Origin of the sequence: Chryseobacterium sp. MDT2-18 (assembly GCF_030815285.1) — a bacterium.
Lineage (GTDB): Bacteria > Bacteroidota > Bacteroidia > Flavobacteriales > Weeksellaceae > Kaistella > Kaistella salivictor.
The window spans coordinates 269025-291512 of sequence record NZ_JAUSWQ010000003.1; the positions used below are offsets into that span (position 1 = coordinate 269025).

The window sequence follows — 22488 nt, forward strand, 5'->3', positions numbered from 1 at the left end:
ACTTTTTGTTTTCGCAAAGGTAAGATTTTCGGGTGCAACAGGAAAATGATTTTGATCTTAAATCGGGGTAAAAATTGGTAAACCATAAAAATAATCTGAGTTATCTGGCGCAAAAGTTATTGCAGGAATTTCAATTTACTCTTCTTCAGTAACACAGAATCAATTCTGCAGTTTTTGCATTTAAATTTTCCACGTTTAATTTCTATTTTTCATCAGAATCCAACCTTGGCGCTGCTCAGCTTTTTGTGTGACTGCATCATACCACGAAATAACGTACCAGTAAGTAGAAGTTGGTAACGTTCTTCCGTTCGCTTTTCCGTCCCATTCCGTTTTAGTGGGATTGGTGGATTCAAAAACTTTCGTTCCGTTTCGGTCAACGATCAGAATCGATACCTCCTGCATTTTCGCTAGATTTTCGATTTTCCAGACGTCATTAATACCATCGGCATTGGGCGTAAACGTATTATTGATTTTTATAAAGTAAACCGTTTTTGGCGGACCTAAGCAGCCTGCCGCCGATTTAACCTGAATTACATAAGAGGATGCCGCAGGATTCTGCAAAATATTTGAACTTTGAGCAACTCCGTTAAAATAGTATTGATAAGGCTTTGCACCTCCTTCCGCAATAACTTCGATCGAATTATTGGTTTGGTTGACAACCTGAATTTTGGGTTGATTTTCATCGGAAATCGTGAAGTTGTGAGTGTAAGAACAGCCATTAGCGTTTGTTAATACAACGGAATAATTTCCAGTTTTTGAAAAGTTGACCGTTCTTGTGGTTTCACCTGTGCTCCATTTATACATCACATTTTCAGAACCGGCATCTACGAGAATAGTTTCGCCAAAACAAATCATGTATTTGTTTAAAAGCGACATCGATTTTGTGGGCGTATTGACTTTTAAATTAATTTTCGCAGTAGACGGACAGAAACCAGCAACCGTAATTCGAACATAAACTGTCTGCGCGAAAGGCGTTTCGTTGGTATAATCCGAACTGATATTCTGAGTGAACCCGGAATCTTTAAAATACTCAAAAGTGGCGGAAGAATTTGTAAATTCAGCTTTTTTTGAATCTAAATTAAAAGCGGTTTTCCCGTCAAAATCGATATCGCAAAGAATATAATCTGCTTCGGACTGCATCAGGACAGAACTTCCGCCCTTAACAAAAGTAATGGTTTGAGGATTAGAAACACAGCCGGTCGTATTATCTTTAATAAAAAAGTCAACGCTTTTCGGCAACACTGAAAGATTAAAACTGGCAGGAAGCGGACTGCCTGAAAGATCCGTAAAAGTATAATTTACTGGATTACTGATTGCTTTATTTTTAAAATCCTGCAAGGAATAGGTTGTTTCGGCACAAAGTAAAATCGAAGAAGTTATTGCAACAGGTTTTAGATTATATGATAAGCTGAAAGAAACCGAATCGCTGCAAGTCGTATTATAAATCACTTTAATATAAGGATTTGGCCCATAAACCGATTCATCATAAGCTGTAATTTGGCTACCCACGAGTAGATCTCCATTGGGTGCGTGGTATTCTAAAGTTACAGTGATGGGCGCTGCTACAGTTACTAGGTCACTTACGTTTTGTTTTAAATTAAATATTGTATTTCCCTGACAATTACTTTTAGGAATTGAAGTAAGGAGTAAAGTGGGTTTTGCATAAACCAAAAGGCTAGCCGAAGGATGATCAGGCGAAACACAACCTGTGACATTATCTACCACACGAACGTAAACAGTCTTCGATCCTACTGCGTTATCATTCAGAAATAAATCATTGTCATAAATTGCACCATTTAAAGTGTTATGATAAGTAACCGTAACGTTTCCAGAATTAATTTCAGGTTTTAAAGAATTTAAATTAAAAGGAGAAAAAGAGCTTGAGCATTGCGGAGCAAGTTGTGTTGTAGGAGCATTTGCAATAACTTTCGCATCTTCAGTGAAAATAAGGGTAGAAATAGTGTTACAAGATCCTGTACTTACATTTTTAGGAACTATTTTCACCCAAACTTTTGGAAATTGTCTGGGATTAATAATTGAGTTTACTGCATAGTTAATTCCATCACTAGAATATTGATAATCAAACACAGAAAAATTAGAACCTGCCAAATCCTGCAAATATTGGGAAATATCTACTGAAGTTTCACCAAAACAAAATCTTTTTGTTAAATTATTAGCAGCCACTGGTAATGAATCGAACCGAAGATCAAAATTTCTCAAAACTGTACAATCAGAAACTGGATCATTAGCATAAATTCCAACTGTTCTTGTTGTATTTGCATATATAATAAAATTCGTAGGATCTGCAACTGGAGTTACCCCATCAATGAACTGTAAGGTATAATTAGAACCTGGAGGATAGTAATCATATAAATTAATTATTTTAGATGTCGCTCCCGTATTGTCACAATATTTGAGAGAAACATTATTTGGGTTAAAAGGCGGAATCGTAGAATTTAAATTAACGGGAACAGAATCAGAATCTACGGAACATATAGGCAAAGTTTTCCGGGTAGCCCGTACAAAATAACTTCCATTTTGTGTTGCATAATAAGAATTTCCTGTACCGAGAGCTGTTGCATTTCCGACGAGATACCATTCAAAATTTAAATCGGGATCATTCGGAACCGTCATCGAAACGCCACTCACACAGGCAGCTGCAGCGTTATAAGAAATCATAGGTTTTGCAATTTTCTTAAATATCACCTGATCAGAAACCATCGCGCCAACCTGCGCTCCCGAAGGATCGTGATACGTAACTTCAACTTTCAGAATATCGCCATCATTAGGAGAGAAATTGAGTAAAGTATTGGTAGTTTCTCCCAATAAAGTTGCGTTTTGAAACCATTTAAAAACTGGGGTTAAATTTTGATTCGGGGTGAAAAGCCAAGCTTTACCTTCACTTTTCCACGGCCCGTTATTATAATTTTCTCCTGAAATACTGTGTGTAGGAACTTTAAATTTAATCGCATCATCATTTTGTATCCCAAGGATTGCATTATACCTAATTTCCGATTTATTATTGACATAAATTACTATTCTTCCGTCCTCGAGGAGCAAAATATAACTGTAATATCCTGTACTCGAAATATCGCCTGTTCCGTTGGTTCTAATCTGATTCTGAAAAGAGACCATCAGCCCATTTACTCCGCCCACTACTACATTTTTGTATAAATAAACAACGGAACCATTCGCAGATTTAGGAACCAAATCGGTATAACCAAAAAATATCTGTGCCAGATTTAACTCTTGGGCTCTATTAGCTTTGAAAATCTTATTATAGTCTGCAGAAGGTAAGGCAGCGAAAGTATTGTAACCTGTAACCCCACTGAAGGTGCGATCTGTGTAAACCGCTGTATTTTTGAGATTTTCTAATTCGGGATCATTTGTAAAAACCAATCGGCCATTGCTACCCATGACCACTTTGGAATACGTTTTTCCATAAAAACTAAAATTAAATCCGATCGGAAATGCTTCACTGAATTTATCTGCACCGGAAGAAGGAAAATTTATTGGTAGCGATCCTGTAGAAAGCCCAAAATCAGTAGGTAACGCGCTGCTCATCACATAATCCCCTGTAGAACTCGCAACCGCATCCACTTTAAAATTAAATTTTTCGCCGGCACAAAAATATTGTTCGTTCTGGTAGATTTCGCTCGTGGCCGGATTATAGAGCTGAACAGACTGTCCATATCCGAGCGCGAGTAAAAAGGTAAAGACTAGAAAATAAAACTTCTTCATCAAATCAATTTTTGCCAAAAATACGTTATTTATTAAAACACAATATTCACCTATTTTCGTATAAAAGTGTTGAAAAATTATGTTTTTTAAAATTTTCTGTTACATTTGTGTAAATTAAATTTTTAAGATGAACCAACTTTTCAGAAGAAAACAATACAGTGCAAGTGATAAACCCTCAGGTTTGGTGCGCGTTTTAGGCGTTTGGGATATTGTTTTTTTCGGTATTGCTGCCATTATTGGTGCCGGAAGCTTCAGTTCTTTGGGGGAAGCCGTATTTCGTGGCGGTCCCGGCGTCATTGTTTTATATATTATTTGTGGCTTTGCCTGCGGTTTTACAGCCCTTTGTTACGCGGAATTCGCAAGTAGAATTCCCACCGCAGGATCCGCCTATACTTATGCTTATGCAAGTTTCGGCGAACTCATTGCCTGGATTATAGGTTGGGCTTTGATCATGGAATATTCGTTCGGAAACATTTACGTCGCATTCTCCTGGTCCGATTATTTCACCAGTTTTATGGGCAGGATCGGTGTTTTTATTCCCGAATATTTAACCTGTAGTTATCCTGAAGCACATAAAGCGTTTTTGAAAGGTTCCCAAAATTTAGAATTAATTAATGCCTGGAAAAATGCTCCCTTAATCGGAAATTTAAAAATCATTCTTGATGTTCCAGCCTTGGTCATCAATGGATTAATCACCTGGCTCGTGTATGTTGGGATCAAAGAATCAAAAAACTTCAACAACATTTTTGTCATTTTAAAATTATTCATCATCCTTCTGGTTATTGCAGTCGGAATCGGATATATGAATACCGATAACTGGTTTCCAAAAAGTATAATCACGGGTGAACATTCATTTATGCCGAATGGTTTTGCCGGAGTAATGAGTGCGGTTTCCGGAGTATTCTTTGCTTATATCGGCTTTGATGCCTTAAGTGTGCTATCCGAAGAAACCAAAGATCCACAGAAAAATCTCCCGCGGGGAATGATTATTTCGTTGATTTTATGTACCGTAATTTATATTATTTTAACCCTGGTTCTTACCGGAATGGTTGATTATAGAAAATTTGATGGTATCGGGGATCCACTGGCTTTCATTTTCGAAAAGACAAATGCCAATGTCGCCTGGATGGAATTCGTAGTTTCTCTGGGAGCAATCGTCGCCATCACCACCGTATTACTTGTTTTTCAGATGGGACAGCCAAGAATTTGGTATGCCATGAGTCGAGATGGTTTGATGCCAAAAAAATTCATGGAAATTCATCCGAAACACAAAACTCCTTCTTTCGCGACAATTATTACCGGAATCGTGGTCGGAATCCCTATTTTATTTACAGACAAGTCCTTCATCCTGGACTTTACAAGCATTGGAACCATTTTCGCTTTCGTACTCGTTTGCGGTGGCGTGTTGTTACTGCCTTCAAAGAAAAAAATACCCGGCAGATTTCACATGCCCTATATCAATTCTAAAATTATATTCCCCATCATATTCCTGGGAGGATTAACGTTTTTCTACTTTTGGCAGCCTTCATTTTTTCATACGATTATGGATTGGAAAGATCCGAATGAAAGTGAATTTAGAATCTCGATGTTCTTCTTCCTGATCATCAATTTGGGACTTTGTGTTTTAGCTTTTGTGAAAAACCTATCACTTATCCCATTAATGGGTTTAAGTTCATGTCTGTATCTACTAACCGGAATGACGCATAACAATTGGTTCTGGTTTCTGGTCTGGTTCGCCATTGGCCTTATAATCTATTTCTCTTATGGTTACAGAAACAGCAAATTACAAAAGGAATTAAATGGCGATTTAGATTAAAATTATGGAGAACAGAATTAAAAATTTCAAGGACTTTTACGACTTTTATCTCACGGAGCATTCCAATAAATGGACGAGGATTTTCCATTTCGTGGGAACACTTTTAATATTTGTGGTTATCTTTTATGTTATCCGATCGGGAAAAGAAAGGTTTCTGTGGTATATTCCTATATTTGGATATGGATTTGCCTGGTTCAGCCACGCGGTATTCGAAAAGAACAAACCGGCCACCTTCAGATATCCTTTGTGGAGTTTGATAGCTGATTTCAAAATGTTCTTTGATCTGATAATGGGCAAGCAGAAGTTCAGACCTTAATTTTTTTTTCTAAAATAATTCTACAATAATTCATAAAAAAATCCGGAAACATTGCTGCTTCCGGATTTCTTTTTATTTTAACAAGTTTATTTAATGTAAATCTGCTTATAATATTCATCGGCCATTCGGTCAGAATTAAAGGCAATTTTAACATCATCCATTGCGGTTTGCTGCACTTTTCTCCACTCCGCCGGCCGGTCGTAATACATGGGAATAATTTCGTTTTCTAAAATTTCGTATAATTTCCCGAGGTCGTAATTATCCTGATCGTAAACGCTCATATTTTCGTAATCTGCTTTTGGAACTACAAAAGAGTTCTCGCCATGTTTTGCAAACTCAGGAATCCAGCCATCATCGGTGGACAGGTTTACGGAGCCGTTCATCGCAGCGCTCATTCCAGAGGTTCCGGATGCTTCCCTCGGTACGCGCGGATTATTTAACCAAAGATCCGATCCCTGCTTCATCGATTTACTCAATGCCAATTCATAACCGGTAAGCACCGCCATGTTTTTGTAATTCTTGCTCTCTTCTACTAAACCATTAAAAGTAGAAATCGCTGAATAATCCATTGGGTAAGGCTTTCCTGCCCAAATAATCTGTACCGGATATTTCGGATTATTTAATAATTTTTCAAACCGTTCTTTATCGTGAAGTAATAAATCCGCTCTTTTATAACCGGCGAATCTTCGGGCCCAAACAATGGTGAATACATTTGAATCAAATAAATTTCCAGTTTGATCTGCCACAATTTTGAATAATCTTTTCTTTAAATGTTTCTTCCTGAAATCAAACATCGTCGAATCATCTTCATCTTTCGACTGATATAAAGGTTTATCTGCCCAGTATTTATATTCCTGCGCATTGGTAATCGCTTTGATTTCGCAAATTTTAGAATATTTGCTCCACATTGCCCGCGACACTACGCCGTGCAACTGGGAAACTCCATTGGCAATTCTCGCCATGCGCAGCGCACAGAGAGAATGGTTAAAACGGTCATCTTCAACACCTTCAATCGTTTTCACTTCGTCAATCGATAATCCCGAAAAATACGACATATCATGGCACATAAAAATATTGTGCTTCTCGTTTCCGGCTTCTTCAGGCGTATGGGTGGTAAATACCAGTTTCTCTTTCACTTTTTCCAAATCGCCGCCGAATTTTTTCAACAGATAAAATGCTGCCGGGAGACCGTGCGCTTCATTCAAATGATAAACATCCCGTTCGAAATTCATCATGTCCAACAACTTTGCTCCCCCTTTTCCCAACAGAATATACTGCGCGAGTTTGGTCGATTCATTGGCATCATACAAGCGGTGACAGATGGTTTTTGAAACATGGTCATTTTCAGGAACATCCGTGGAAAGAAAAAACATCGGAGCTGTATGGAAAATTTCAGGTGCCAAATAATACACTTTTACCCAAACAGGAGCAGAATGAATTTCGATCTGATACATGATTCCCGTATCCTGCAAAAACGAATACATTTTCCGGGTCCAGGTTGGCTGCAAGGTCTGGTCATGATTTCTGGCCTGATCGTAATAACCGAACTTCCATAAAATACCGATTCCTACGATATCCTGCTTCAAATTATAAGCGCTTTTCATATGAGAACCGGCTAAAAACCCAAGGCCTCCGGAATATATTTTTAACGCCTGATCAATGGCAAATTCCATTGAAAAGTAAGCCACTTTTTGTGCGTAATCGGGGTTGATGCTGTACGGCATCGAAAAGTTTTTAAAGTCCATCTTAATATTTTAAAAAAGTCGATTACAAATGTATTGATTAAAACTTTTAAATATTAAAAATATCCTTGCATTTTTTGAATAGCTGTTACTTATCACAGTTTATTCATTATTTTAGGAGTAATATTATCATAGCCATACAGCAAAATTCCTACTGCGGTGATCAATAAAATCGCAAATATGATGTAGATTACTGAAAATAAATAACTGAGAAACAGAGACCAACATGCCCGTAAAAAAACATACCATTTCCCGCGGCTGTTAAAAAGCTGAATAAGTGAAAAAGTAACAAAAGCCCAACAAAGCACGAAAAACAGAAAATTAAAATTCCCTGCAAAATGACTGAGAAAAATAAACGGAACATAAAAAGTTAGGCACTGTCCAGCAAGAAAAAGAAGGATAACCAGCCATTCAGGATAATTATACCGATACTTTCTGAAACCCAAAAAGAAAGCGAGCGCCGCAATGGGAAGCATCAGCAAAATGGTAAAAGCCAGATGTCCGCCCAGCCACTCGAAAATATGCTCAAAATAAGCGATAAGACCTTTAAAATCAATATAGTTGGCGATTTCTGTTTTTGATAAATTTGTCGTCAGTGTATGATCACTTTTTGCTTCCGTTTTATGTTTCAAAAAAAACTGAATCAGCGCGCAGACCGAACCCATTACCAAAACAAAAAGCAGCGGCGGAAAGTGCTGTTTTCGCCTGCCATCGAGATATTCGCGCAACATGTGGCCGGGTCTTGTAAAAAGTTCCTTTATGGTGAAAACAATTCCGCTGTGTACATGCAAAATACCGTGCTGAACTTCATGCAGAAGAAAGTGAAAATTAATCCGGTGCGTATCACTTTTTTGGCCACACGCGTGACAGTATTTTTGATTCAAAAGCAAATGTTGACTGCAATTTTTGCAACGGTTCTCAAGGCCAATCATGATTTTGTTTTTATCAAAATTACAACTTTCAGGCAAAATAAATAATATTTTAAAGAGAAAATCAACTGTAGCAAGAAAGACTTTTCAAGCTGGTAATTATCTAGATATCAAAATATTAAATTTATAAAAAAATAATATTCTGAAACGCATTTTATAAAAAAAGCATCTCCTGTCTTTTACTTTTCACTAAATTTGATCGTTCCAATTTTTATTAAAAAAGATTTAAAATGAAAGAGCTTTTCATCAAACGTTTTCAATATTATAAAGAACTTGCCGAAAAAACTTTCGATCAGGTTTCTGAGGAACAGCTGTTTTGGAAATACAATGAAGAAAGTAATTCTATCGCCACTTTAGCAAAACACCTTTCGGGAAATATGCTTTCGCGCTGGACTGATTTCCGTACCGAAGACGGCGAAAAACCGAACCGCAACCGCGACGCCGAATTTGAAAATGACATTAATTCCAAAGCAGAAATGCTGACGGTCTGGGAAAAAGGATGGACTGTTTTTTTCGGTGCTTTGAACCAGATTAAAGAAGAAAACTGGAATGATACCATCCTCATCCGTGGTGAACAACTCAGCATTCTGGATGCCGTTCTACGACAGTTCGCCCATCATCCTTACCACATCGGGCAAATCGTTTATCTCGGAAAAATGTTGACAAACACAAACTGGAAAACCCTGTCCATCGCAAAAAATGAGTCTGAAAAATTTAATTCAGAAAAATTAAAAAGTCTTGATTCACCGGAAATTCAGGAAAATTCTTCACCGGTTTGTTTCGCAAAAAGCGATGAAATTCGGGACGATTATAAGATCTGAAAACGCTGACATAAATCACTTGTGATAAAAGTCAGCACCTTTTTATAAAACATTCCAGAAGGTTGTGACTAATTTTACACCATCAAACTAAAACACATGAAAACAAATGGTGGAATACATAATCTGGAGCAGGTTTTACTGGATTTAAAAACCAAGAAACATTTAAGTTTCGACGATGTCTGCGACTTGTTGTTTACGTTTCAGTTCAAAGATTTCGACGAATTATTTCAAATTTCTCCTTTAGAAGTTCCGAACGAAACCCTGATGCGAATTCCGGTTTATCATGATGAATTTGTGGCTTCGCTAAAGATCTGGGGAATTAATAATTATTCTGCAATCCGAGACCATTCCAATTACGACGCAAAAATCAAAGTTTTAAAAGGAAGCTTAACCGAAGCCAGTTATCGTGAAAATTCAAACTTTATCGAATATGACTCGAAAACAACTGCCAGAGTTGGTGATGTTTTGGTAGAAGAACAAACCGACATCAATTCTATCATTAATAATTCGGAAGGCATTTCGGTGAGTCTTCATATTTACAGAACTCCGAAATTATGGGTGGAAGGCGTCAGAATTTTTGACACTGAAAACCGAAAAATCGCCTACCTCTCCAGTGAAGCGAAATCCTGCTCCTGGAATTTACCGCAAAATCATTACAAAAAAATCATTCAAATATAACATACTAAATTTCATTTCAAATTAAATTTCATTCATTAGAAAATCACAACTTGTTGTGGTTTTTTTTGTTCAATTCATTTTATTGTTGAAAAGGAATAATCTTTAAATTTGTGATATCCTTAATTGCAAAAAAAATTCCGGTTAATCTGACCGTTTCAAAAAAAACTAAAATGATAAAAAACGAAACTTTAAGCTTTCTAAAAACTCTCGAAAGAAACAATAACCGCGTCTGGTTTAATGAAAACAAAGATCAATACGAAAAAGCGAAAGACGATGTGTTATCTTTTGTTGAAACTTTAATTCAGGAAATTGCTGAATTTGATGAAGAAATTTTGAAAATTGATCCTAAAAAATCTCTGTTTCGAATTTATCGTGACACCCGTTTTTCTAAAGATAAAACTCCGTATAAAACGCATTTCGGCGTAAGTTTAGGGATGGGAAAAGGCAGTAAAATTTCGGGATATTACCTGCATATCGAACCGGGCAAATCTTTTCTGGCTGGCGGAGTTTATAATCCGGAACCTGCGATTTTAAAAGAAATCCGAAAGGAAATTTCGGCCAGTGGTGACGATTTTTTAAAGATTTTAGAACAGAACGATTTCCGGAATAATTTCCGTGGATTAAGTGTAGAAAGCAAATTAAAAAGAGTTCCCACCGGTTTTGAAAAGAACCATCCGATGGCAGAATATCTGAAACTGAAAAGTTTTACCGTTAGCCATCCGGTTTCTGACGATTCACTTTTTGCCCGGGAGGCAGCCAAAAATTTCGCGGAAATTTTCCGGAGTATTCAACCGCTGAATAATTTCCTGGAATTGCCTTTCCATTAAAAAGACTTCTGTTTTAAAGAATCAATCGTTGTCTGAATATCCTGATCGTTCGGATGAATGGAGTAATACTTGGCAATTTTACCGGTTTGATCAATGATCATAAATCGTGGCACCCAATTCAAATCGATGTAATTATTGAAATTGTTTTTCCAACCTTCGTCAAACCAATAATTTTCCTGGGAGGTAATTTCATATTTATCCAATCCTCTTTTCCACTGTTCGTGGGAACGGTCCAGCGAAAAATACACAAAGTCTATTTCGGGATTTTTTTCTTTTAACTCTTTTGTAGCAGGCAGTGCGAGGATACAGTCGCGACACCAACTCGCCCAGAAATCAATAATTAAGATTCGGCCTTCGTGTTTTTTCAAAACATCTGAGATGGAAATTTTCTTTCCTTCCAGAGCGGTTATTTTTTGGTTTAAGGCCTCTTTTGAAAATTCGGTCTTGTTAATTTCGGGAACTTTTTGTGCAAAAAATATCGTTGAAATTGATAATAAAAATAGTTGAATCAGTTTTTTCATATTTTAAATTTTTTCAAATAAGACGATGGAATGATCTGTATTAATGGTGGCCTTCCCATTTTGAACGCTAATGACTTTCCCCGAATAAGCATCCCGGAGGCGAATGCCATCATCAAAAATTCCCGATACCGAAATTTCTTTAATTCCAGAATTCAAGTCTAAACCGATTAACACTTTATCATCATTATAACTTCTCGTGAACCAGTATGGTGAAGAGGAAATCAACCGGTGAACGCCCGCTCCTACTGAAGAATGATCCGCTCTGAACTTCCCTAATTTCTGATAGTGTTCCAATAGTTTCTGGGTAGCTAAATTATTGTTTGAATCATTCCAGTTCATGTTCGAACGGAGATTTGCATCACCTTCTGCACCGGCGACCGCTAATGTTCTGGCCGTTTCATCTCCGTAATAAACCTGTGAAATTCCAGGTGCTAATAATAATTTTGTTCCTGCCTCATAAGTTCTTTTCCTTTCCTTGTCAAAGGGTGAACCGTCATCGTGAGAAGTTAAATAGTTCATGACTGTCTTTCCATTTAAATCAGAATGCAATAATTTTGAATAATTAGAAAAGAGTTCTTCATAAGGTTGGTTTGCATCTCCTTTAAAATCAAAATTGATGAGCGACTTAAAACCATTTTGATAATAATTTACTTTTTTATCACCGAAATCGTAATTTTGTTTTTGAGAAATTCCATAGCCATACACTTCACCAACAGTGAAAAACAGATTGTTATCAAGTACTTTCGAAGGATTATTTCTTTTGTAAATATTAAAAGCTTCCTGACAAACTTTCTGGAAATCTTTCCAAACGTCTTCGTTGGTGTGCTTTACAGTATCAACGCGATAACCGTCAATTCCGTATTCCTGAACATAATCAGCCAGCCATTTCATAATGTAATATTTCGGTGCCCGAGGATAACCTGTTCTCCCAAAAAAGGCGTCAAGGGATTTCATTTCAGATTCATATTTTCCCTCTCTTTTCCATTTATCCACTAACATTTGCGGCAGTTCAGCAGATTCGTCTGATTCAGTTAAAATGTCTGGAAGATTAGCCACCAAAGTACATTCTGTTGTATTTTTAAAATTATTATAAGTACAGGTTGGCGAAGTTCGTACCCAGGAATCAGGATAGACTTCATCGATATCAGTCACCGGACCGGTGTGATTAATAACTGCATCTAAGACAATTCGAATTCCCTTTTTATGGGCTTTCTCTACCAATTCTCCAAGGTCATTTTTGGTTCCGAAGTTCGGATCGAGTTCCGTCCAGTCTTTGGTCCAATACCCATGAAAACCATAAGTGTTTCCTGTTCCTTCATTGGTTGCGCCGTGAATCTGCTCTACAATGGGAGTTATCCATATCGCGTTAATTCCTAAATCAGAAAAGTAATTATCATCAATTTTTTGAATAACCCCTCTTAAATCGCCACCTTCAAATCCACGAAGAACCGCAGTTTTTTCCTTTCTTCCATAATTTATATCATTGGAAGGATCTCCATTTTTGAAACGATCGGTTAAAAGAAAATAAACATTGGCACCTTCCCAAACAAATGGTTTTTCTTGAATTTTTTTAACGGAATTACACGAGGTCAATAAACTAAAAACGAGGAAAATAAGGACTTTTTTCATAATATTTTAGGCAGAAACTTTTAGTCTGTCCAGATTTAATTTGGGTCATATCAGATTCTCGTTAAATGTAATACAAAATCCCGTCAACTTAAAATCATTTCAGATCCTCTTGCGAATTTAACATTTATTTAACATATTTTACTATCTTTGTTTTCTTGAATTTGAAAACAACATTGATGATTTAGAAATTTACTGACTAATTCGATTTAAAAAACCAATTTACCGTTAATAATATGGTGCGAAATTTCACTTTCAAAGAAAATTTACATTCTACAAAAACCAACAAACTATGAGTGTAGTTGCTCGCCAGGGTTTTAAATATTCCTTAATCGGATATTTTGGTTTTTTACTGGGAACCATTTCTGCGATTTTTATTTTCCCGTATGACATGGAGTTCTACGGCAAATTGCGCTACATTATGCCGACCGCCGAAATGCTTTTGCCTATCGTGGTTTTTGGACTTTCTTTTTCTACCGTTAAGTTTTTTCATCAGACCCAAAAAGAGGGTAAACATCAAAATTTACTTTCCCTTTCCTTTGCCGGGGTTCTGGTGAATTTCATCATTTTTTCGCTTTTATTTTTCGCTTTTTTCCTGTTGTTTCCTCAATTCAAAACTCTGCAGTTGTGGAAAATGAAAATGTTAATTCTGCCGCTTATTCTGATAATGGCTTTATCTGCAGTTTTCAATAAGTATCTCACCAACTTCAAGCGGATTGTTGTTCCGAATATTTTCGAAAATCTCTTTCCCAAAATCGCCAATTTGGGAGCTTTCTGTTTGTTTTTCTTTTTAGGTGTTTCAGAAAAAGGATCGTATGGATTTTTCTTAGGAATGTTTATTTTATCATTGGTAGGCTATTTTTTTTATGCCAATAAACTTGAAAAAATACAGCCCGATTTCAGTACAGATTATATAAAAAAAGACAACCTTTGGAAAGAAATCCTGAATTATAGTTTTTATGGTTTCCTGGGAAATATCGGGAATTATATCGCTTTCCGGGTTGACAATTTCATGATTGGAGAATTTCTGAATTTTGAAGAAAATGGAGTTTACAGTATTATTTTATCAATTCTCTCTTTTATCCTTATTCCGCAAATGGGTCTGTTCAATATCTCGGCGCCGATTATCAATAAAACCATTGCTGAAGGTGAATTCGAAGAACTGGACCGTTTCCATAAAAAAACTTCTTTAACCCTGTTTTTTCTGGGTGCCGTATTATTCTCGTGTATTTTGGTGGGATTCCCTTACCTGAGCAATTTTATAAAAAATGGGGAACAGTTGCAGCAAGCCGAACCTGTGGTCTGGATTTTAGGATTCGCCATGCTTTTCGATTTGGCCACCGGCTTCAACGGACATATTATTTCGCTGTCAAAATACTACCGGTTCAATATTGTAGTGATGCTGTTCTTAGCCATTACCACAATATCCCTGAACTACCTTTTCCTCACGAAAACCCAGTTTGGAATTATCGGAATTGCCATGGCAACAGCGATCTCGCTCACCTTATTTAATATGATTAAAATTTATTTTAATTACGTGAAATTTAAAGTTTTCCCGCTGACCATCGAAATGATGTACGTTTTCATTATCTGCACTTTGGCGATCACTTTGGCGATCATGTTCCCGGTAACAAATAGCAATTTGGTTAATCTCTTGTACAAACCTGCGTTTGTTCTCATCGTAATTTTCGGTGCAAATCATGTCATGAAAATCTTCCCAACCGAAGATTATCTGAATAAAAAGTTTTTTAAAAGCATCTTTAAATTTTAAAAATTCAGAGTAAAGATTTCAAGATTTCTTCAAGTTCAGCAGCGATTTTATTTTCACTGAATTCCTTTTGAAAATCGTACGAGTTTTCTGATTTAAAGTCGAAAATTTCCTGTCCTGAATTCGCCTTTTCATTAATAATAAACTCAAAATCCGACGGATAATTTTCGGGAAAGACAGCCACTTTCCCATACTTAATCGCATCGCCGATATTACCGCTCATTTTGGTTTTCCCGTAGATTTCTTTGTTGCTGAAGAATTCGGTTTCACTTTGAATAGGGCACCACAAAATATGGGCTTTATTCATCCATTCATCAAAAACATTTTGAGGAACTTTTTCGTTAAAATACTGAATTGAAATATTTGGGGATTTTTCTTTTTCAAAATCTTTTAACCACAAAAGTTCTTTTCCCTCTGCTTTTCCGAGAAAAATTACTTGAACAGACTTTGCAGAATGAGATCTGGTATGGCTATAATTCCTTAGATCAGCAAACACTTTTTTATAATCTCTTCTCGCCTGAGAAACCGCGCCGGGAATGACAACCGTATCAATTCCTGAATTGTTCACCTCCTGAAACTGATTAAAGAAAACAGGGAAATATTTAAGATTTTGCTGCAGTAAACTTTGATCTAAAACCAAAAGGTTTTTTGCTTTTTTAAAGACTTCCGGTGCAGAAAGCAAATCTTCTTTTAGCCAGAGTTTCAAACGGTATTTAAAGTCTTTTTTAAAGATATTTTTAAAAAGTTGCACACGGGAGATCTTGGTAAAATTCAGATTATGAACAATCACCGAAGTGTTGAATTTTTCGGCAATTTCATTAAACAAATTAAAATACCGATGCACCGTTCCAATGATTACCAGATCATATTGCTTCTTATTTAACTGGTTTAAAAGTTCGGTGTTTTCACTTAAATGAATATTAGAATGATGTTTCCCGATTTGTTTAATGATCCTTTCCGAGAGATAATAATCCACCTCAAATGCTTTGGATTCTTTCATTAATTCCATGAAATTTCCCGCAATTTCTGCGTGGGTATCGAGCTCGATGTAGGCGATTTTTTTCAAGGTTAAGGGTATTCGGAATTATTTAGAAGAGGAAATTCCATAAGTTCTTCCTGACAACTTTTGGGCTAAATCATCGTAATATTCTTTGTTATAAAAGACTCTTTTTCCTCCGCTGTACGTTTCCAGAACTTTAGATTCCAAAATCTTACTTTCCTCCACCTGCATTAAATCCTGATTTAAAACCACAAAATCCGCAGATTTCCGAACTTCTAAACTTCCGATCTCATTTTCCTGAAACGCAGCTTTTGCCGCCCAGATGGTCATTCCACGAATTGCCTGTTCTCTGGTCAACGCATTTTCTTTCTGAAATCCGTTTGCAGGAAAATTCTGTGAATCTTTTCTCGCCACGGCAGAATGAAAAGTCTTTAACGGATTTATTTCTTCCACCGGAAAATCGGTTCCCAACGGAAGCCAGCCATTCTGCTTCAATAAATCTTCATAAGCATATGCATATTTCAAACGGTCTTTTCCTAAACGGTCTTCCGCCCAATACATGTCAGAAGTCGCATGCGTTGGCTGAACAGACGGAATAATTGAATATTTCCCAAACAGATCGAAATCGTTTTTATCGACAATTTGGGCATGTTCAATTCTCCATCTCCTGTCGTTTTTCATACCCAAAACTTCACCATAAATCTGAAGAATCGTTCGGTTAGCAGAATCTCCAATCGCGTGGGTACACATCTGAAGATCACTGTTTTTTAATTTCTTGGCTAAGTTTTCGAAATGAGTTCTTTCACTTAAAAGAAAACCTCTCCAGCCTTTTTTATCCGAATAATCGTGAATTAAATTTGCGCCCCGCGAACCTAAAGCTCCATCGGAATAGACTTTGAAACCGCCAACAGTAATGTTTTTATTGGTATATCTTCCTTTCTTAATCCAACGGTCATAGTAATCACGATTATCTTCCATCAAAGCAAAAATCTTCATTTGCAAAGTATTCTGTGCCTGTGCTTTTTCTAAAAGACCCAGCGTTTTTTCGGTAATTCCGCAATCGTGAAGCGAGGTCAAACCATAAGAAAAACATTCTTTCTGTAAATCTGCAAAATACTGAATGGCCTCTTTATCCTCAATTTCCGGGATGTGCTTTTCTACCAATAACATGGCGTTATCGATTAAAATCCCCGTCAGTTTCCCGTTCTTCACTTCAATTTCGCCGCCCAAAATTTTTGAATCTTTTGTAACTCCGGCAATATCCAACGCTTTTTGATTCGCAACCGCAGCGTGACCGTCGATTCGTTTTAAATAAACCGGACGGTTCGGGAACAACTGATCCAATTTTTCCTTATTTGGAAATTCTTTAACGGCCCAGTCATTCTGATCCCAACTTCTACCATATAACCACTCTTTCGGTGCAGTTTTTGCGAAATCTGAAATTCTTGCCACAATCTCATCCCACGATTTGGTACCCCACAATTCGCATTTCCATTTGTCGGTCGCGAAACCTGTGAAATGGCAATGCGCGTCGATCAATCCTGGAAAAACAGTTTTCCCCTGAAGGTTTTGAATATTTTTAGATTTGTAATTTTTCAGAACATCCGCAGATTTTCCCACCGCAACAATTTTCCCATTAGAAATCGCCATCGATTCTGCGGTATCAAAATTTTGATTGACCGTGTAGATTTTCGCATTGGTGATGATGAGATCAGCATTTTTTTGGGCAATTGAAAAAATCGAAAAACACGCCGTTAAAAGGGAAATTATTTTTTTCATATTTGTTTATTTTTTAGTGAATATCTGTTTCCAGCGTAATTTTCTTATAAATTTGATTTCATCTTTTGATAATTCCCGTTTTCCTTTTTGTTTAAAAAAAGATTTCATCGTCGTTAAAAACTCTCCCAATGATCTGTTTTTCAATGATGATTTTGCCGATGAAATCAGAGTCAAAGGCAGATTCAACCCAATATTATAAAAATACTCACCGAGTTTTTCGGCTTTCTGATTCTTATACTGAAAAGCGGTCGGACGTAAATGCTTGACCCACAAGTCTTTTATAGTGATCGTTTCCCAACCGTTTTTTCTGGCCAACATCACATCGATATTATCCCAGCCCAAAACCGGGCGCAAACCTTTCATATCCTGAAAGCATTGTTTCCTATAGGATTTTATCGGGCCGCGAACATGATTTTTGGAGGATAAATTTTCGAATTTCCATTGGTGCTTTTCATCTTTAAAATCGAATGCCAACGCCATTTCAAAAATAGATTTCGGTATTTTAACGATCCCCGATACCATTCCTGCTTTAGGCTGCGTTTCGTAGATCTGATTAACTTTCATTAAATAATTGGGCGGAAAAATAATATCTGCATCGAATTTACAGATGACATCAAAATCATTTAAAACAACGGTTTCTAAACCTTTATTAAAAGTCCGGACTACTTTCGCGCCAGGTTGATGCGCTGATTCCTGTAAATTCAGAATTTTAAATTTAGGATGGTTAAGAATAAATCCGTCAACAACCTGCTGGGTTTTGTCCGTAGAACCATCATTGACTACAATGCAGGAAAAATCCTGAAAAGTCTGTTGTTGCAGAGATTTCAGGGTGAAAAGAATATTATTCTCTTCGTTGTGTGTTGGAATGATGATCAGGAATTTCATTTAATATTTATTTCAAGATTCCTACGGAATCTTATTTCTGTAGATTTAGGTTTTGTAGTTTAAAATCACGTTCCAGAGGAACGCTCTCTGCTGGTTATTCAAAAAATTCAAATAGATATTCATTTTTAAACTCTATTTCCAACTTTTTCAAAAAACCGATATATTCATGTTTAAAACTTTGTTTTTGATGATGTTATTTTTGATTTAAAACATATTTGATCACATTTTCTTTTTGGCTTTTCGAATAGGAAAAAGCACCATATCCCTCCTGCCATGAAAAATGAGTTTTTAAATATTTCTTTTCGTTAATAAAATTAGTTGATTCAACCTTAACCACTTTTACCAGATCTGGAATTGAAATTTGAAGATTTCTGAAGCAAAAGAAAATATGAATGTAATCCGGATTTGCATAAATGGCTAAAACGCTTTGTTTCTTATGATTAAAAATTCCGCAAATATATTTTTCTACCTCATCTCTTATTTCTTCTGAAATTTTATTTTCCCGAAATTTCACAGCAAAAATCAGTTGAATGTAAATCTGTGTGTAGGTATTTGCCATTTTTAAAATATCAATTTAAATAAGATATAACATTATTTCTATCTTTTTTAGATGGCGTTCCTACGGAACGCAGAATTTTGACTTCATATTTTACTACAGAGATTAAACTCCGCTGGAGTTTTTTAAATCTTTGTAAAAATGATATCATTTACAAATTTTGATGATTTTTATACAAACTCAGGAATTTCATAATCTACATTTCGTCGTTCCATTCTTTGATGGTAACTTTTGCGATCAATCCTTCCAAAACAAAAGGATCTCTTTTCACAAACTCTTCGGCAACGGCTTTATCGATAAAAATCGCCATCGCGCCTTCTCCGGGAACAGCAAACGCACCGGTTCCCAAAACTTTTCCGGCTTTTATAAATTCATCTTCTACCACTTGATGTTTGGGGAAAACTTCCATGAATTTTTCCATTGGCGCATCTGCGTGTTCGTAAAATACTACTGCTTTCATAATTTTTACATTTAAAATTAATTGAACTTCTTATTCCACTGATTTACCAAACGACTGCTTAAATTAAATCCAGTTTGTAGGCATTAAAAATTCAAATTCTAATGCGCTTCCAGCCAGTTATCTCCTACTCCAACTTCGACTAATAAAGGAACCGTCGTTTCGTAAGCGGATTCCATTTCTTTTTTAATTAAGGCGGTTACGGTTTCCAGTTCTTCTTCCGGTGCTTCAAAAACGAGTTCATCATGAACCTGCAAAAGCATTTTCGTCTTTAAATTCTTTTCGGTCAGTTTCTGGTCAATTTTAATCATTGCCAGTTTAATAACATCAGCTGCACTTCCCTGAATTGGTGCATTTACGGCGTTTCTTTCGGCATGCGCTTTTACGACAAAGTTGGCAGAATTGATGTCTTTAAGATGTCTTTTACGGTGCAGAATAGTTTCAACATAACCCATTTGCTGCGCTTTCACTACTTGATCCGCCATGTACTTTTTCAACTTTGGATAGGTTTCAAAATAAGACTCAATCATTTCTTTCGCTTCCTTTCTTGAAAGACCGGTTTGTTCCGCTAATCCGAAAGCTCCTTGACCATAAAGAATACCGAAATTAACGGTTTTTGCCTGTGAACGCTGGGTTTTGGTTACTTCTTCCAAAGGAACCCCAAATAATTTAGAGGCCGTGGAAGCATGAATATCTTCGCCATTTTGAAAGGCTTTAATCATATTTTCTTCTTCCGAAATTGCGGCAATTAAGCGCAGTTCGATTTGAGAATAATCCGCCGCAATAATCTTATTTCCCGGATTGGCGACAAAAGCACCACGAATCTGCTGACCTCGCAAAGTCCGGATCGGAATATTCTGCAGATTCGGATTTACACTGGCCAAACGCCCTGTTGCAGCTGTAGTCTGAGAAAAATTGGTATGAACGCGATGGTCTGTTTTATCGATTTGAAGAGGCAAAGCATCGACGTAAGTGGATTTTAATTTTTGATAGGTCCGGTATTCTAAAATGTGTTTAATGATTTCGTGCTTTGAAGATAATTTCTGCAAAATATCTTCGGAAGTGGCATACTGACCGGATTTCGTTTTCTTGGCCTTGGGATCGAGCTGCATTTTTTCAAATAAAACTTCGCCCAACTGTTTCGGCGAATTCATATTAAATTCTTCCCCCGAAAGTTCAAAAATCGTTTTCTCAAGATTCCGCAAATCATTTTCTAAATCGATACTTTCCTGCGCCAACCATTTTTTATCTAGGGCAATTCCTTCCAGTTCCATCTTGGCCAGAACTTTCATTAAAGGCATTTCTACCTTGAAAAATAGATCTTCGAGATTTTCTTTCTGAAGTTGTGGCGCGAAAACGCCGTGCAACCTCCAACTGATGTCGGCATCTTCGGCAGCATATTTTGTCTGTTCTTCAATGGTAAGCGACCGGAACGTTACCTGATTTTTTCCTTTTTTACCAATTAAAGATTCAATTGAAATTGGTTTGTAATTAAGGTACATTTCGGAAAGATACTCTAAAACATGCCGACCGTCCGGACTGAGTAAATAATGCGCAATCATCGTGTCGAAGAGCAATCCTTCAACAGCAATGCCGTATCTTTTTAAAACTTTGTAATCAAATTTTATGTTGTGACCGATTTTCAATATATCCTGCTTCTCAAAAAACGGGCGGAAAATTTCTAAGGTTTCTACAACTTCGTCCCTATTTTCTGATAACGGAATATAATACGCCAATCCGTCTTGGTAGGAAAAACTCATTCCGATCAGTTCGGCTTCCATTTCGTCTGATGAAGTGGTTTCTATAAGGAACGAAACCGCTTTTTTCGTCATTAAATTTTGAGCTAAAATATGCTGCGCTTTTTGGGAATCGATGTACTGATAAAGATGATCGTTATCAAAAACGCTTCCTTTGGTTGTTGTTGCCTGATCTAATTCTTCAAAGTTTGCAAACAAATCCAGCTGCATGGATTGGTCGCCACCCTTTGTAGGTTGAGGATTTGAAAGGGATGGTTTCACATTAGATTTTGCACTTTCATTTGTCGGAGCGAAAGCACGATACAGATTTTCGTATAAACGTCGAAATTCAATTTCATCAAAAACCTCTTTTACTTTTTCGAAATCCGGCGTATCTAAATCATATTGTTCCTGATGAAACTCAATGGGCACATCACAAATAATGGTCGCCAATTTTTTGGAAAGTATTCCCCGTTCGGCAGAATTCTCCACTTTTTCTTTCATTTTCCCTTTTAAATCTGCCGTGTTGGCTAAAAGGTTTTCGATGCTGCCGTATTCTTTCAGAAATTTCTTGGCCGTTTTTTCGCCGACTCCTTCCAAACCGGGAATATTATCCACGGCGTCGCCCATCATTGCTAGAAAATCGATAACCTGTTTGGGATCTTCGATTTCATATTTCATTTTAACTTCTTCAATCCCCAAAATTTCAAATTCAGCCCCTTTTAATCCTGGCTTATAAATTTTGACATTTTCAGTGACCAATTGGGCAAAATCTTTATCGGGCGTTACCATAAAAATCTGGTAACCCTCTTTTTCGGCTTTGCACGCAATCGTTCCGATAACATCGTCGGCTTCATAACCTTCCAGACCCAAAATCGGAACATGCATTGCCTTTAAAATACGGTGAATATAAGGTATCGCTAATTTTATCGCTTCAGGAGTTTCGCTTCTGTGGGCTTTATAATCAGCAAAATCAGCGGTTCTCACACTGGCTTGTCCGACATCGAAAACCACTGCGAGATGTGTTGGTTTTTCTCTGCGGATCAATTCGATTAAAGAGTTGGTAAAACCAAAAATTGCGGAAGTATCAATACCGGTACTTGTTACCCGGGGACTTCTGATTAAAGCATAATATCCACGGAAAATCATCGCAAATGCATCGATGAGGAAGAGACGTTTATCGTTATTTTCTGACATAGAAGCAAAGATATAAAAAAGATAGGAGTGGCCGAAGAAATGAGAATGATCAAACAGGAATATTGCACTAATAATTTCCGCAATTCCAAAATT

17 protein-coding genes are annotated in these 22488 nt (G+C 36.8%); 6 read left to right on the plus strand and 11 right to left on the minus strand.

Annotation, left to right across the window (positions count from 1 at the left end):
• Positions 1–195 precede the first annotated feature (195 nt).
• Positions 196–3741 carry a T9SS type B sorting domain-containing protein gene (locus tag QF004_RS05120; protein WP_307423521.1) on the minus strand — a complete coding sequence of 1182 codons (3546 nt, stop codon included), beginning with the start codon at positions 3739–3741 and terminating at the stop codon, positions 196–198.
• A 127-nt stretch (positions 3742–3868) separates the two neighbouring features.
• On the opposite strand from QF004_RS05120, the gene QF004_RS05125 reads away from it, so the two are divergent.
• Complete coding sequence (locus QF004_RS05125; protein ID WP_307423524.1) at positions 3869–5557, plus strand: APC family permease; 1689 nt, start codon at positions 3869–3871, stop codon at positions 5555–5557.
• A 4-nt stretch (positions 5558–5561) separates the two neighbouring features.
• On the plus strand, positions 5562–5873 hold the full coding sequence (locus QF004_RS05130) for a DUF962 domain-containing protein (protein ID WP_282906010.1): 312 nt from the start codon (positions 5562–5564) through the stop codon (positions 5871–5873).
• A gap of 86 nt (positions 5874–5959) precedes the next feature.
• On the opposite strand, the gene glgP is transcribed toward QF004_RS05130, so the two are convergent.
• Together glgP and QF004_RS05140 are read right to left on the minus strand one after the other, a co-directional pair.
• Entirely contained in the window at positions 5960–7618 is a 1659-nt protein-coding gene (glgP, locus tag QF004_RS05135; RefSeq protein ID WP_282906011.1) for an alpha-glucan family phosphorylase, read from the minus strand.
• Between the two features lie 92 nt (positions 7619–7710).
• The gene (locus tag QF004_RS05140) at positions 7711–8547 is read right to left on the minus strand and encodes a DUF3667 domain-containing protein (RefSeq protein ID WP_307423529.1); all 837 of its coding nucleotides are present in this window, start codon (positions 8545–8547) and stop codon (positions 7711–7713) included.
• Between the two features lie 227 nt (positions 8548–8774).
• Between QF004_RS05140 and QF004_RS05145 the strand changes: the two genes are divergently transcribed.
• The 3 genes from QF004_RS05145 (at position 8775) to QF004_RS05155 (ending at position 10870) form a co-directional block, all read left to right on the plus strand.
• On the plus strand, positions 8775–9365 hold the full coding sequence (locus QF004_RS05145; RefSeq protein ID WP_133438447.1) for a DUF1572 family protein: 591 nt from the start codon (positions 8775–8777) through the stop codon (positions 9363–9365).
• A 96-nt stretch (positions 9366–9461) separates the two neighbouring features.
• On the plus strand, positions 9462–10043 hold the full coding sequence (locus QF004_RS05150) for a hypothetical protein (RefSeq protein WP_133438448.1): 582 nt from the start codon (positions 9462–9464) through the stop codon (positions 10041–10043).
• Between the two features lie 170 nt (positions 10044–10213).
• Positions 10214–10870, plus strand: a complete 657-nt coding sequence (locus tag QF004_RS05155) for a DUF2461 domain-containing protein (RefSeq protein WP_133438449.1) — start codon at positions 10214–10216, stop codon at positions 10868–10870.
• Here QF004_RS05155 and QF004_RS05160 read toward each other — a convergent pair.
• Together QF004_RS05160 and QF004_RS05165 are read right to left on the minus strand one after the other, a co-directional pair.
• On the minus strand, positions 10867–11391 hold the full coding sequence (locus QF004_RS05160; RefSeq protein ID WP_307423535.1) for a thioredoxin-like domain-containing protein: 525 nt from the start codon (positions 11389–11391) through the stop codon (positions 10867–10869). The genes QF004_RS05155 and QF004_RS05160 overlap by 4 nt on opposite strands.
• 3 nt (positions 11392–11394) lie before the next feature.
• Complete coding sequence (locus QF004_RS05165) at positions 11395–13020, minus strand: alpha-amylase family glycosyl hydrolase (RefSeq protein WP_307423538.1); 1626 nt, start codon at positions 13018–13020, stop codon at positions 11395–11397.
• 289 nt (positions 13021–13309) lie between these two features.
• On the opposite strand from QF004_RS05165, the gene QF004_RS05170 reads away from it, so the two are divergent.
• Positions 13310–14788 carry a lipopolysaccharide biosynthesis protein gene (locus tag QF004_RS05170; RefSeq protein WP_307423541.1) on the plus strand — a complete coding sequence of 493 codons (1479 nt, stop codon included), beginning with the start codon at positions 13310–13312 and terminating at the stop codon, positions 14786–14788.
• Positions 14789–14792: 4 nt separating this feature from the next.
• Here QF004_RS05170 and QF004_RS05175 read toward each other — a convergent pair whose 3' ends face one another.
• The 6 genes from QF004_RS05175 to polA form a co-directional block, all read right to left on the minus strand.
• The gene (locus tag QF004_RS05175) at positions 14793–15851 is read right to left on the minus strand and encodes a hypothetical protein (RefSeq protein ID WP_307423544.1); all 1059 of its coding nucleotides are present in this window, start codon (positions 15849–15851) and stop codon (positions 14793–14795) included.
• An 18-nt stretch (positions 15852–15869) separates the two neighbouring features.
• Positions 15870–17564, minus strand: a complete 1695-nt coding sequence (locus QF004_RS05180; RefSeq protein ID WP_307423547.1) for an amidohydrolase — start codon at positions 17562–17564, stop codon at positions 15870–15872.
• A 6-nt stretch (positions 17565–17570) separates the two neighbouring features.
• Positions 17571–18449, minus strand: coding sequence for a glycosyltransferase family 2 protein (locus tag QF004_RS05185; RefSeq protein WP_307423550.1), 879 nt, complete (start codon positions 18447–18449; stop codon positions 17571–17573).
• A 193-nt stretch (positions 18450–18642) separates the two neighbouring features.
• The gene (locus QF004_RS05190; RefSeq protein ID WP_307423553.1) at positions 18643–19008 is read right to left on the minus strand and encodes a transposase; all 366 of its coding nucleotides are present in this window, start codon (positions 19006–19008) and stop codon (positions 18643–18645) included.
• 193 nt (positions 19009–19201) lie between these two features.
• Complete coding sequence (locus QF004_RS05195; RefSeq protein WP_133438456.1) at positions 19202–19465, minus strand: YciI family protein; 264 nt, start codon at positions 19463–19465, stop codon at positions 19202–19204.
• A gap of 98 nt (positions 19466–19563) precedes the next feature.
• On the minus strand, positions 19564–22395 hold the full coding sequence (gene polA / locus QF004_RS05200; RefSeq protein ID WP_307423556.1) for a DNA polymerase I: 2832 nt from the start codon (positions 22393–22395) through the stop codon (positions 19564–19566).
• Between the last annotated feature and the right edge of the window lie 93 nt (positions 22396–22488).